At 54.0% G+C, this 13,607-nt stretch carries 10 protein-coding genes; 9 read left to right on the top strand and 1 reads right to left on the bottom strand.

The features are described 5' to 3' along the window. Positions 1 to 330: 330 nt before the first annotated feature. From arcA to ACQY6F_RS07155, 9 genes are all read left to right on the top strand, one after another. A complete protein-coding gene (gene arcA / locus ACQY6F_RS07195) occupies positions 331 to 1,551 on the top strand; it encodes an arginine deiminase (protein ID WP_428773268.1) in 1,221 nt (406 codons plus the stop codon). Between the two features lie 52 nt (positions 1,552 to 1,603). After that, on the top strand, positions 1,604 to 2,515 hold the full coding sequence (gene arcC / locus ACQY6F_RS07190) for a carbamate kinase (RefSeq protein WP_428773267.1): 912 nt from the start codon (positions 1,604 to 1,606) through the stop codon (positions 2,513 to 2,515). Positions 2,516 to 2,632: 117 nt separating this feature from the next. Continuing rightward, positions 2,633 to 3,643: an ornithine carbamoyltransferase gene (locus ACQY6F_RS07185; protein WP_428773266.1), complete on the top strand. Its 1,011-nt coding sequence runs from the start codon at positions 2,633 to 2,635 to the stop codon at positions 3,641 to 3,643. Positions 3,644 to 3,929: 286 nt separating this feature from the next. After that, a complete protein-coding gene (locus ACQY6F_RS07180) occupies positions 3,930 to 4,418 on the top strand; it encodes an arginine repressor (protein WP_428773265.1) in 489 nt (162 codons plus the stop codon). Between the two features lie 134 nt (positions 4,419 to 4,552). Beyond that, on the top strand, positions 4,553 to 6,352 hold the full coding sequence (locus ACQY6F_RS07175) for a protein-disulfide reductase DsbD (RefSeq protein WP_428773264.1): 1,800 nt from the start codon (positions 4,553 to 4,555) through the stop codon (positions 6,350 to 6,352). A gap of 168 nt (positions 6,353 to 6,520) precedes the next feature. Then, positions 6,521 to 7,156 (top strand): response regulator, encoded by a 636-nt coding sequence (locus tag ACQY6F_RS07170; RefSeq protein ID WP_428773263.1) that lies wholly within the window; start codon positions 6,521 to 6,523, stop codon positions 7,154 to 7,156. A 298-nt stretch (positions 7,157 to 7,454) separates the two neighbouring features. Then, the gene (locus ACQY6F_RS07165; RefSeq protein ID WP_428773262.1) at positions 7,455 to 7,718 is read left to right on the top strand and encodes a DUF4212 domain-containing protein; all 264 of its coding nucleotides are present in this window, start codon (positions 7,455 to 7,457) and stop codon (positions 7,716 to 7,718) included. Between the two features lie 12 nt (positions 7,719 to 7,730). Further along, positions 7,731 to 9,458, top strand: a complete 1,728-nt coding sequence (locus tag ACQY6F_RS07160; RefSeq protein WP_428773261.1) for a sodium:solute symporter family protein — start codon at positions 7,731 to 7,733, stop codon at positions 9,456 to 9,458. A gap of 94 nt (positions 9,459 to 9,552) precedes the next feature. Further along, positions 9,553 to 10,041 (top strand): hypothetical protein, encoded by a 489-nt coding sequence (locus ACQY6F_RS07155; RefSeq protein WP_428773260.1) that lies wholly within the window; start codon positions 9,553 to 9,555, stop codon positions 10,039 to 10,041. 87 nt (positions 10,042 to 10,128) lie between these two features. Here ACQY6F_RS07155 and ACQY6F_RS07150 read toward each other — a convergent pair whose 3' ends face one another. Next, positions 10,129 to 13,563 (bottom strand): PAS domain-containing hybrid sensor histidine kinase/response regulator, encoded by a 3,435-nt coding sequence (locus ACQY6F_RS07150; protein ID WP_428773259.1) that lies wholly within the window; start codon positions 13,561 to 13,563, stop codon positions 10,129 to 10,131. Positions 13,564 to 13,607 lie beyond the last annotated feature (44 nt).

Raw genomic sequence — 13,607 nt, 5'->3', positions numbered from 1 at the left:
TTCCAAAGCTTGTCAGAGAAATGACTAATATTCCCCCCAACTCACTTAACTCTATACCAGATAAAACTATTAAGAATAAAATTCCACACCAAATGAATAAGTACAGAGCATTTGGTTAATATCAATATGAATATATTTTGTTAATAGCAGTGAACTTGTCGAAACCATCATGAAAAAACAATTTGTGATTAGCTTCTAAGAAAAGCCGACCACGCTGTTTAATATAAATACCAACAACAGATTGGCAATTATAAAACATCGTTAATCAAGCTAAGGAATATATTAATTTCCTTCCCCTAGAAGAATATTCAAATATAGAGAGATGCCGTTATGAGTAACTTATATGTTGGTTCTGAAATCGGTCAGTTACGTCGTGTTCTTATTCACCGTCCGCGCCGTGCACTCACTCACCTGACCCCATCCAACTGTCACGACTTACTGTTTGATGATGTGCTGGCAGTAGAACGCGCCGGAGAAGAGCACGATGCCTTTGCCGATACACTGCGCAGTCAGGGAGTTGAAGTGCTGCTGCTGACCCAGTTGCTGGCAGAAACCCTGGATGTTGCAGAAGCAAAACAGTGGTTACTTGAAACCCAGCTGTCGGAATACCGCTATGGCGCGACCTTTGCCAACGATTTGCGCTGCTATCTGGCCGATTTACCGCACCTTGAGCTGGCCAAAATACTCACCGGCGGTCTGGCGTTTGGCGAGATGCCTCTGCAATCCTCTTCTATGTTGCAGGCAATGCACAAACCGACCGATTTTATTATCGATCCTTTACCTAACCACCTGTTCACCCGCGACACTTCCTGCTGGGTCTATGGCGGGGTATCGATCAACCCGATGGCCAAAGTCGCCCGCCAGCGGGAAACCAACCATCTGCGTGCCATCTACCGCTGGCACCCCACCTTCGCCGACCAACCGTTCATTAACTACTTTGGTGACCAGGAACGCAACTATGACCGTTCCACCATCGAAGGGGGTGACGTACTGGTGATCGGCAACGGCGCGGTCTTGATTGGCATGTCAGAACGCACCACGCCACAAGGGGTTGAGCATCTGGCCTCTGGCTTGTTCAAACATGGTCAGGCCAAGCAGGTGATTGCGCTGGAGCTGCCAAAAGATCGCTCCTGTATGCACCTGGATACCGTAATGACCCATATGCGCGAAGATACCTTCTCCGTCTACCCCAACGTGATTCCGGACGATGTGAACTGCTGGAGTCTGACCGGTGATGAATCCGGTGCGGTGCGCGCCAGCCAGCAATCCAGCTACATCCGCACCATCGAAGCGGCGCTCGGTGTTGGCCAGCTGAACCTGATCACCACCGGCGGCGACAGTTTCGAAGCCGAACGGGAACAGTGGAACGACGCGAACAACGTCCTTACCGTCAAACCCGGCGTGGTGATCGGCTATGAGCGCAATACCTACACCAATGAAAAATATGACAAAGCCGGTATCACCGTACTGCCTATCCCCGGCGATGAACTGGGCCGAGGCCGCGGCGGCGCCCGCTGCATGAGCTGTCCGATTGAGCGTGACGGCCTGTAAACCTGACTACCCGGCGGAGCGGTGACTCCGCCTTTGATGAGAGATGCCGAAGATGACTAAACAAACTGTCGTGGTCGCCCTGGGGGGCAATGCCTTGTTACGCCGTGGCGAACCTCTGGAAGCGGATGTCCAGCGTCACAATATCGAAATCGCCGTTCACACCATCGCCCGGATTGCCGAGGAGTACAACGTGGTGCTGGTGCATGGCAACGGTCCGCAGGTAGGACTGCTGGCACTGCAGGGGCTGGAATACAAACAGGTACACCCTTATCCGCTGGATGTACTGGGGAGCGAAACCCAGGGCATGATTGGCTATATGCTGATGCAGGAATTCAAAAACCAGCTGCCGCAGCGCAACATCACCTGCATGCTGACCCAGATGACTGTCGATCCGAACGATCCGGCCTTCGCCGACCCAACCAAGCCGATCGGCCCGATCTACCAGGAAGCCGAAGCACGTGAACTGGCCGAGAAATATCACTGGACCGTCAAACCAGACGGTAAGCACTTCCGCCGTGTGGTGCCGAGCCCACAACCCACCGGCATAATCGAACACGAAGCGATCACCAAGCTGATCAGCGAAGGCCACCTGGTGATCTGTACTGGCGGTGGCGGCATTCCGGTCAAACGCGAAAACGGCAAGCTGGTCGGGGTGGAAGCGGTGATCGACAAAGACATGTCCGCGGCTTTCCTGGCCAGACAGCTCGATGCCGATGCCCTGCTTATTCTGACTGACGCCGACGCGGTGTATCTGGATTGGGGCAAACCCACCCAGCATGCCCTGCGCAGCACGACGCCAAGCGAACTGGCCAAATACCAGTTTGATGCCGGTTCTATGGGGCCAAAAATTGAAGCCTCATGTGAATTTATCAGGCAAGGCGGCAAAGTGGTCGGAATCGGCTCGCTGGAAGACGGTCTGCGCATCCTGCAAGGCACGGCGGGTACCAACATCACCAAAGGTTAAACATGGGGTGATTGCTTAATGTCAGCAATTACAACCAGACGTTAAATCCAGTTTTACTGCGCTTTGTTACCTTTTACTGCAAGTGAGAAAGCGCAAATCAATTAGAAGGAAAACACCATGGCTTTCAATCTACGCAACCGTAACTTCCTAAAACTATTAGACTTTACTCCACGTGAAATCCAGCACCTGCTGGACCTCTCTGCGGAGTTGAAAAAAGCCAAATACAACGGCTACGAGCAGCCTCGCCTGAAAGGTAAAAATATTGCGCTGATTTTTGAAAAAACCTCAACCCGTACCCGCTGTGCCTTCGAAGTGGCCGCGTTTGACCAGGGTGCACAGGTCTCCTACCTCGGCCCAACCGGCTCACAGATCGGCCACAAAGAGTCGATGAAAGATACTGCCCGGGTACTGGGGCGCATGTATGACGGCATCGAATATCGTGGTTTTGGCCAGGCGATCGTTGAAGAGCTGGGCGAATACGCTGGCGTACCGGTATGGAATGGTCTGACTGACGAATTCCATCCAACTCAAATCCTGGCTGACTTCCTGACGATGCTGGAAAATGGCCGCGGTAAACAGCTGCACGAAATCAAGTTTGCTTACCTGGGTGACGCGCGCAATAACATGGGTAACTCGCTGATGGTCGGCGCGGCGAAAATGGGCATGGACATTCGTCTGGTGGCACCTAAACAGTTCTGGCCTGAAGATGCGCTAGTGGCACAATGCCGTGATATCGCGGCCGAAACCGGGGCAAAAATCACATTGACTGAAGATGTCCAGGAGGGCGTGCACGAGTGTGACTACCTGTACACTGACGTTTGGGTATCGATGGGAGAAGCCAAAGAAGCCTGGGCTGAGCGGATCAAGCTGATGCTGCCTTACCAGGTCAACATGGAAGTAATCAAAGCAACCGGCAACCCACAGGTTAAATTCATGCACTGCCTGCCTGCGTTCCACGGAGAAGATACCACGGTGGGAAAACAGCTGGCACAAGAGTACCCCGTACTTAAGAATGGCTGTGAAGTGACCGACGACGTGGTCGAGTCTGATTATTCTATCGTGTTCGATGAAGCCGAGAACCGCATGCACACCATCAAGGCGGTAATGGTGGCGACGCTGGGCGACTGAGTAAAACCATAACCGGTGACGCATCAGCCGGCGTCACCGGTACACACCACATCAACGGCAGCGCAATCCGACAATTTCATTATCAGAATTATTATTTACCCAAATAATAATATTTAGATTAAACATACGGTGATCGCGCTCATAAACAGACATATGATTCGCATGTACACTATGCGACAGATGATACCAACCCAGTTACAGATGGAATCTGGCGCTCTTTACGTGTTCGGGGGAGCCAGGCGTCACGGATGACGATTTTCATAACCGAAGACTCAAGGAGCCGATCGTGAACGACATCCTCCATCTCCCCCTGTCTGCCGAAGCCGATGAGCATACCCTGGCAACCGATTGTAAACGATTGCTGCAACAACAGAGCTTCGCTACCCAGAATGATCTGCGTGAAAAACTGGTCGAAATCGGCTATCAGGGGATCAGTCAGTCAACCGTGTCCCGCCTGTTATCTCAGTTGGGCGTAGTCAAGGTACAGAACGCCTGCGGCAAAAAAGTGTATTGCATTACCGTTGAAACCGCTCCGGTGCGCATTGAAGCGTCGATTTCGTCACAGATCGAATTCATTACCCATAATCAGGCTATGGTGGTGGTAAAAACCCATCCGGGCAGCGCCCAATTGGTGGCCAGGTTGGTCGATATCGATCCACATACCGAAATCCTTGGCACCGTTGGCGGCAATGATACTGTGTTAGTGATCCCCAAAGACGTCACTCGGATTGACCAGTGCCAGCGGATCGTCAAAGCTCGCCTGGGCGTCCATTAAGCCGATAATCAGCCCGCCGGAGCAAAAAAGCGCAGACTTTACGCCACTTTCGTCAAAGCGGTGAAACTTATTGCGCTGAAAACCTGTCTGATTGAGTTAAGATACACCACAATCAGAATAACCGGCTAGATAGTATGCATTACCTGATATCGCTATTTCTTCTCTGCTTGTCTGTCATCAGCGCCCCGGCAACAGCCGAGCTGTTTGGTAACAATAATGCCCCCGCACTCAACAACGGCGGCAGCAAATTTGTGCCCGTCGACCAGGCATTCCCGTTCAACGGTTACCAGCAGGGAGACCACGTCTATCTGGACTGGCAAGTCAAACCAGACTACTACCTCTATCAGCAGCGTATTACTATCAGCGGTGATAACGTCAACGTCGCCTCAATTGATATGCAGGATGGCGAACCGTACCGGGATGAGTTTTTTGGTGATGTCAACATCTACACTAAGCCGCTTTACGTCGAAGTCAGGTTGAGTGATTTTCAACCCGGAGCACGGTTGCTGGTACAGTATCAGGGCTGTGCCAAAGCCGGTTTCTGCTACCCACCGGAAACCCGGGTAATTGAGCTCAGCGCATTTGATAACAGTGCCACCCCCCCAACCGGTGGCAAAGCGAATGTCACCGCCAATAAAACCGTGGCAACGCAGTCAGATCCCGCCTCCGGGAACGGTTCTAAAGATGCCTCGCTGGCGGCAGAGCTGGCCGATAACTGGTGGACGCCACTGCTGTTTTTGCTGTTTGGTATCGGCCTGGCGTTTACACCCTGTGTACTGCCTATGTACCCCATTCTGACCAGTATCGTGCTTGGCGGTGGCAAACTGAGTCACAGCCGCGCGCTGCTATTGTCGATTATCTACGTACAGGGCATGGCGCTGACCTACACCTTGCTCGGACTGGTAGTCGCTTCAGCCGGCTTACAATTTCAGGCTGCGCTTCAGCACCCTTATGTGCTGGTTGGCCTGAGTGCACTGTTTATCGCTCTGGCGCTGTCGATGTTCGGCGTCTACACCCTGCAACTGCCCAGCGGCCTGCAAACCTGGCTGAATAACCTCAGCAATAAACAGCAGGGCGGGAATTACGCCGGTGTGTTTGCCATGGGGGCCATTTCCGGCCTGGTCTGCTCCCCTTGTACCACCGCACCGCTGTCCGGGGCGCTTTTGTATGTTGCCCAGAGCGGTGATCTGCTCACCGGTGGCGTGGCCCTGTACGCGCTGGCGTTGGGGATGGGCATACCACTGATCCTGGCCGCGGTATTCGGCAACAAATTACTGCCAAGAGCCGGTGCCTGGATGGATAACGTCAAAATCCTGTTTGGCTTCGTTCTGCTGGCGGCACCGATCTTCCTGTTGGAGCGGATTCTGGACGAGTCCGTCGCGGTCTGGCTGTGGTCACTGCTGGGTATCTGTGCCTTCAGCTGGCTGTATCATAAAAAGAACAGCCTGCCATTCGGTGGCTGGAAACAGAGTGCCATTGGCATTATCGCCATGTTGGGATTGCTGGGGTCGGCGCTGCCACTCTACCAGCATCTGACAGACAGTCAGCCGCTGCAAAGCCGTGAAACTGAAGTTAACTTTATCCGCATTGCCAGTGTCAACGAACTCAACCAGCAGTTGGAGCTGGCCAAGCAGGCTGGCAAACCGGTGATGCTCGACTTCTACGCCGACTGGTGTGTCGCCTGTAAAGAGTTTGATAAGTACACGTTCCACGATCCTGATGTGGCGAAAAAACTGAGCGAATTTGTATTGCTTCAGGCCGATGTAACTAAAAATATGCCGCAGGATATTCAGCTGCTGGAAACGATGAATGTGCTCGGCCTGCCCACCATAGATTTCTGGCAAGCAGACGGAACGCCCCTTAAAGATGCCCGTCTGACCGGTTTTATGAACGCGGAAGATTTTGCCGCTCATCTGGAAAAATACCAGTTGTAAACGTGCTGTGCGGCAGCGGATCACGCCGTTGTCGCAACTCTTCCGGCTTTATATGCAAGCATTCTAATAAAAGTCGATATGCATCAGACTTTTAGCGGATAAATATTGTCCAAATGACGAATTGTGACAATAATTCTTGTAACGAAACAGACACAAGTAGTTAACGTCATGGACTCGACATACACCATCATCATTGCCGATGATCACCCCCTATTCCGCAATGCGCTGTTTCAGTCTGTACATCTGGCCGTCAGCGGTGCCAACCTGCTCGAAGCAGATTCGCTGGAAGCCCTGATGGCGCTGCTGGCGAAAGAGGATGAACCCGACTTACTGCTGCTGGATCTGAAAATGCCCGGTGCCAACGGCATGTCCGGATTAATCCAGCTGCGAGCAGAATACCCGGATTTACCGATAGTAGTCGTTTCAGCCAGTGAAGAGCCGGCGGTGGTAACGCAGGTGAAAAGCCATGGCGCGTTTGGCTTTATTCCCAAATCCAGTGACATGCGGGCGCTGGTCAGTGCGCTGAATCAGGTGCTGAGCGGCGAACCTTTCTTTCCGGAAGGGTCGATTACCAACAACAGTGCCTGTACCGAACTGGCCGAGAAAATCGCCACCCTCACCCCCCAGCAATACAAAGTGTTAGGCATGCTGTCTGACGGCCTGCTGAATAAGCAGATTGCCTATGAGCTCAACGTATCTGAAGCGACCATCAAAGCCCATATGACGGCGATTTTCCGTAAACTCGGGGTGAAAAACCGCACCCAGGCGGTGATCCTGCTACAGCAGCTGGAAACCGAACACTGAGCGACGGCTAGCGCGTGATGATTCTCATCCAGATCTCCGGCACAGCACTCCGCTGTGCCGTTTTTTTATACCACCCGGCTTTAGTCGTAGACCGCCTGGCCCGTGTTAGACCTTTGGCTAAGTTAACAGTTAATTAACATCACACTTTTACCGGCTACTGCCCGACAACGCACATTTTTCCTCGCTTTTGCGCTAATTTGCGCCCGACTAAAGTTGAAAAGAGTTCTTGAACGACTGCTGCTATTGTTGATGCTGAAACATTTCGTTAACAACAACACTAGCTCGTAAGGAGACGGCAATGGCGTTTGAAAGTCAGGAACGAGCCAAGGCCTACTGGGACAAGAACGTAAAACTGATGATCTCTCTTTTGGTGATTTGGTTCTTCGTATCTTTTGGCTGCGGTATTTTATTCGTTGATGCGCTCAATCAATTCCAACTGGGTGGTTACAAACTCGGATTCTGGTTCGCTCAACAGGGATCCATCTACACCTTCCTGGTCATCATTTTCTACTATGCATGGAAAATGAGACAGATCGATCGTGAATTTAATGTGGACGAGTAAGGAGTACCTCCAATGGATTTAAAAACGATTACCTATCTCGTTGTCGGAGCAACTTTCGTGCTCTACATCGGTATTGCGATTTGGGCGCGCGCCGGATCGACAAAAGAATTCTATGTCGCCGGCGGCGGGGTTAATCCAATCGCCAACGGGATGGCAACCGCAGCAGACTGGATGTCAGCCGCATCGTTCATCTCTATGGCAGGTCTGATCGCCTTCATGGGTTACGGTGGTTCGGTATTCCTGATGGGCTGGACTGGTGGCTACGTGTTACTGGCACTGCTACTGGCACCTTACCTGCGTAAGTTTGGTAAATTTACCGTGCCAGAGTTTGTCGGTGAGCGCTTCTACTCCAATACTGCCCGTGTGGTTGCGGTAGCCTGTCTGATCATCGCTTCGGTTACTTACGTAATCGGTCAGATGAAAGGGGTTGGCGTCGCATTTGGTCGCTTCCTGGAAGTTGATTACTCAACTGGCCTGCTAATCGGTATGTGTATCGTATTTGTCTACGCCGTACTGGGCGGCATGAAAGGCATCACCTACACGCAGATTGCTCAATATTGCGTACTCATTCTTGCTTACACTATCCCTGCAATCTTTATCTCTCTGCAACTGACGGGTAACCCTCTGCCACAGCTCGGCTTAGGTAGCACCATGGCGGGCAGCGATGTCTATCTGCTTGACCGGCTCGACCAGGTGGTCACCGAACTCGGCTTTACCGAGTACACCACCCACGTGCGCGGCGATACGCTGAACATGTTCGTCTACACCATGTCACTGATGATCGGTACTGCAGGTCTGCCACACGTAATCATCCGTTTCTTCACCGTACCAAAAGTGCGTGATGCACGTACTTCTGCCGGTTGGGCACTGGTATTTATCGCACTGCTGTACACAACCGCACCAGCGGTAGCGGCAATGGCCCGTCTGAATCTGATGGACACAGTCAACCCTGCTCCGGGTCAGCACCTGGCGTACGATGAGCGTCCTGACTGGTTCAAGAACTGGGAAAAAACCGGTCTGTTGTCCTTTGACGACAAAAACGGTGATGGCAACATCCAGTACACGTCAAATGCAGCGACCAATGAGCTGAAAGTAGATAATGACATCATGGTTCTGGCCAACCCTGAAATCGCCAAGCTGCCTAACTGGGTTATCGCCCTGGTTGCTGCTGGTGGTCTGGCCGCCGCACTGTCAACCGCAGCAGGCCTGCTGCTGGCGATATCGTCGGCGATATCCCATGACTTGATCAAAGGGGTAATCAACCCGAATATTTCCGAGAAGAAAGAGCTGATGGCGAGCCGGATATCCATGGCGGTGGCTATCGGTGTGGCCGGTTACCTCGGTCTGCACCCACCGGGCTTCGCAGCAGGTACCGTGGCACTGGCATTCGGCCTGGCTGCCTCGTCCATCTTCCCGGCACTGATGATGGGTATCTTCAGTAAAAACATCAACAAAGAAGGCGCCATCGCCGGTATGATCGCTGGTATCGGTATCACGCTGTTCTACGTATTCCAGCACAAGGGTATCCTGTTCATTGCAGACTGGAAATACCTGGAAAGCTGGGGCAGCAACTGGTTCCTGGGTATTGAACCAAACGCCTTTGGTGCCATTGGTGCGGTGTTTAACTTCCTGGTAGCGTTCGCAGTATCGAAAGTGACTGCTGATACACCACAAGAAGTGAAAGACCTGGTTGAGCACGTACGCGTTCCTGTGGGCGCAGGTGAAGCTCAGTCACACTAATCGAGCACGCCATTATAAAAGCCCCCGCGGGGGCTTTTTTATTCTCGCGATTCGGTTATCTTAGCCGTAAAGTTGTAGTTGCAAGGAAGCCATTATGTTTAAAAACAAGCACCTTCTCGTGGGCCTGCTGATCGCCCCGGTTCTGTCTATCATCGCCTACTTCGGTACCGACCTGGCGCTGAGTGAAAAGCCCCATGCCGCCAAAGAGGGGGAAACCTACAAACTGGTCAGTAAATCCAATTGCCGTTATACCAGTGGCCTGTGTGACATGGAAAACGGCGAATTTAAGGTGCAGTTCCGCTCAGAAAACCTGACTGAGAAACAGCTTGAATTAAGCCTGTCGGCCAAGTTCCCACTGCAGGGCGTCAAACTGTCGATGGTCGATGAGATGGAGCAGACCGCCACACCGAAAGAGATGCAGGCGACCGACGAGAGCTTGCAACACTGGCAGGTGAAACTGCCGGCACCGGCGTCAGAAGAAAGCTGGTTGCGGGTGGTGATCCAGGCCAATGATACCCTTTACTATGGCGATACCCAGACCGCGTTTGTGGTGTACGAAACCCTGCTCAACAAAGCGGACTAACTGGTCCTGGCGCAACAGCGCTGCCGCTGCAACCGTAAAAAAGCCGCTGATCTCCAGCGGCTTTTTGTCTTCAGCGTGCAGGCCCGTTCAACTCACCCGATTCAAAATGGCTCTTAGCTTCAATGGCTTGACCGGTTTGGCGATAAAGCTGAAGCCATGCGCCTGAATCCCTTCAAACATCTCATCGGTACGGTCGGCACTGATGATCACGCCGTGGAAGGCATCGCCGAGGCGCAACCGGCACTGCTGCAGCACCTCCAGCCCGGTACGGCCGTTATTGAGCCGGTAGTCGGACAGGATCACATCCGGTTGCCACTGCTGGTCGATAGATTGCAGGCTTTCTACTAACCCTTCAGCGGTGCGCACATCACAGCCCCAGCGTTGCAGCAGGTTAGTCATACCCAGCAGAATGTCCGGCTCGTTATCGACACACAGCACTTTCAGATGACTGAGATCCGACACCGCTGCGGCCTGCGCCTTGGGCAACTGAACCGCCGGACTGGCATCGGCTCTCTCCAGGCGGATAGAAAACACACTGCCCTGGCCGGGCCAGGAGCGCATGGCGATCTGATGGCCCAGTACGTGGGCAATCCCTTTCGAGATCGCCAGGCCTAAGCCGAGCCCCTGATCTGAACGCACCTGGCTGCCACGGTTAAATTCCTCAAAGATCTCCTGCTGCTTGTCTTCGTCGATGCCGCAGCCGTTGTCCCACACTTCAATTCGCACCGCCTGCTTGCCTTCATGGCGTACCCCGAGCACCACTTTACCTTTCGGGTTATAGCGAAACGCATTGGTCAGAAAGTTCTGTACGACCCGGCGCAGCAATTTGGGGTCTGACTGCACGTAGAGGCTAGACGGCATCATATGGAATTCGATTCCCTGTTGCTTGGCCAGCGCACTGAACTCCGCATTCAGGTTGGCCAGCACGTCCACCAGCGCAAAGCTGTGGGCGTGCACCTCCAATTTACCCGACTCCAGCCGGGAGATATCCAGCAGGTCGCCGATCAGGTCCTCCGCGGCGCCCAGCGCACTCTCGATATGGGTCGACAACCGCTTCGATTCCGGCTCCTTGGCCACTTCCGATAAAGAAGAAGCAAACAGCCTCGCGGCATTCAGTGGCTGCATTAAGTCATGACTGACCGCCGCCAGGAAGCGCGATTTGGATTTCGACTCTAGCTCAGAGCGCTGGGTGGCGGTCACCAGCTGCTTGTTAAGTAGCTCCAGCTCGTGGGTATGAGCCTGCACCCGTTCCTCAAGCAGCTCGTTGGCATCTTTTAGCGCCTGCTCGGCTTGCCGGAATACGGTAATGTCGGTAAAACTCATCACAAAGCCGCCGCCGGGCATCGGGTTGCCCTGCACTTCGATTACCCGGCCGTCCGGGCGCACCCGCGACGAGGTATGCCGGGTGCCCTGCTCAAGGTGATACACCCGTCTGCGCACATGGTCTTCGGGATCCCCCGGGCCGCACAATCCCTGCCTGGCATTGTGGCGGATCACGTCCGCAATCGGCCGGCCGACCTGGATCAAGCCGGGCGTAAAATCGAACAGTTCCAGATAGCGCTGATTCCAGGCCACCAGCCGCAGCTGTTTATCGACCACCGCGATACCCTGGCCGATGTGTTCGATCGCGCCCTGCAGCAGGCCACGGCTAAAGTCGTACAGTTCAGAGGCTTCATCGACTATGGTCGCCACCTCTTCCAGCTGCATGTTTTTACCCTGTAGCGCCGAAGTAAGGACTAACTTAGCCGAAGAAGCACCAAACACCCCGGCCAGTACCCGCTCAGTGTGACGGATCAGGCTGGACGGTGCCTGCTGGTTGGGCAGACGGGTTTCCCGTTGCTGGCTCCAGTACTGATTAAAGGCGTTGCGTACCCGTTGGCGGCCGACAAACCGTGACGCCAGCATTTCCAGTTCGGCCACCGTGACCCGGCTTTGGTACAGGCTCATGTTCTCGCTTTCCGGCAACGGAGTACCGATAAACGACGCCGACTGTAAGCGCTCACTCAGGCTGGCACGGGTCAGCAACGACACCAGGATATAGCAGCCGCTGTTGACCAGCAGGCTCAGCGCCATCCCCCAGTCGGAGCTGTTAAGGCCGAGCGGCTCCAGCAGTTGCGGCGGCTTAATCACCCATAGCAGCAGGTTACTGGTGGCATCACCGGCCAGCATATTGGTCTGACTCATCAGCGTGATCAGCCAGATGGCAAAGCCAAACGCCAGCCCCACATAGGCGCCTTTACGGTTACCCTGGCGCCAGTACATGCCCCCCAGTAGGGCCGGGGCAAACTGGGTAATGGCAGCAAAGGAGAGAAAGCCTATCGCAGACAGTGAGTGAATACTTCCCAACACCTGGTAGAACCCCCAGGCACCGAGCAGCAGCAATACGATCAGCGCGCGGCGGATATTGAGCAGCAAGCCGGAAAAATGGCGGTAGTTGCGCTGCGACAGGCGCATCCGGCGCAGCAGCAGCGGCATCACCAAATCATTGGAGACCATGATCGCCAGCGCGATGGTCGAGACGATCACCATACCGCTGGCCGCCGATGTGCCGCCCAGAAATGCCAGCAGCGCCATCAGGTTGGCATCGAACGCCATCGGCAGGCTGATCATAAAGGTATCGGCCGAGCTGCCCCCGAGCACGCTCTGACCCACCCAGGCGACCGGCAACACAAACAGCCCCATCAGTGCCAGATAGAGCGGGAAAACCCAGCGGGCGGTATGCAGGTCCTGCGGCTGTTCATTTTCCACCACCATGGCGTGAAACTGACGCGGCAGACAGACGATTGCAGTCATGGTCAACAGGGTATGGATTATCAGGGTGGGGATCTGCGGTGGCTGATAACTTTGCTCGGCCATCGACCAGAGCTCTACCTCCGGCCGGCTGACCGCGACCAGAACGATAAACAGGCCGACCAGCAAAAACGCCGCCAGCTTAATGATGGATTCAAACGCGATCGCCATCATCATGCCGCGGTGGTGCTCGGTGTTATCGATATGGCGGGTACCAAACAGCATGGTAAACACGGCCAGGGCGATCACCACCAGTTCGGAAATATCGAACGGCAACCACTCCCCGGCACCCAGTTCCGGCGAGATGATCTCCAGCCCCATGGTAATACCGCGCAGCTGCAGGGCGATGTAGGGCAAAATACCGACTACGGCGATAACCGTGACCACCACCGCCAGCCCCTGGGATTTACCGTAGCGGGCAGCGATAAAGTCAGCAATAGAAGTAATGTGTTCACGCTTTGCAACCAGGATCAGTCTGGCCAGCACCCGCCAGCCAAACACAAACACCAGGATAGGCGCGATATATATCGGCAGAAACGACCAGGGGTTGTTACTGGCCTGGCCGACGGTGCCGTAAAAGGTCCATGAGGTACAGTAAACTGCGATCGACAGGCTATAGATCCACGGGCGCCATTTCGCCAGCCAGTTACTGCGCCGGTCGCCATACCAGGCGATCATAAACAGCGCCACCAGGTAGAGCAGCGACACGGGTATGACAATCCATCCTTGCATGCTAATCCCTTTCGTTTACCGACAAAAAACCTCTTCCGAGGAAG

The organism is Vibrio sp. (assembly GCF_050299255.1).
GTDB lineage: Bacteria > Pseudomonadota > Gammaproteobacteria > Enterobacterales > Vibrionaceae > Vibrio.
This window is presented reverse-complemented; position numbering and strand designations above follow the sequence as displayed.

Coding starts and splice junctions, on each gene's coding strand:
- ACQY6F_RS07175 (WP_428773264.1), top strand. CDS start 4,553: ATGCATTACCTGATATCGCTATTTCTTCTCTGCTTGTCTGTCATCAGC.
- ACQY6F_RS07150 (WP_428773259.1), bottom strand. CDS start 13,563: ATGCAAGGATGGATTGTCATACCCGTGTCGCTGCTCTACCTGGTGGCG.
- ACQY6F_RS07165 (WP_428773262.1), top strand. CDS start 7,455: ATGGCGTTTGAAAGTCAGGAACGAGCCAAGGCCTACTGGGACAAGAAC.
- ACQY6F_RS07185 (WP_428773266.1), top strand. CDS start 2,633: ATGGCTTTCAATCTACGCAACCGTAACTTCCTAAAACTATTAGACTTT.
- ACQY6F_RS07160 (WP_428773261.1), top strand. CDS start 7,731: ATGGATTTAAAAACGATTACCTATCTCGTTGTCGGAGCAACTTTCGTG.
- arcA (WP_428773268.1), top strand. CDS start 331: ATGAGTAACTTATATGTTGGTTCTGAAATCGGTCAGTTACGTCGTGTT.
- ACQY6F_RS07155 (WP_428773260.1), top strand. CDS start 9,553: ATGTTTAAAAACAAGCACCTTCTCGTGGGCCTGCTGATCGCCCCGGTT.
- arcC (WP_428773267.1), top strand. CDS start 1,604: ATGACTAAACAAACTGTCGTGGTCGCCCTGGGGGGCAATGCCTTGTTA.
- ACQY6F_RS07170 (WP_428773263.1), top strand. CDS start 6,521: ATGGACTCGACATACACCATCATCATTGCCGATGATCACCCCCTATTC.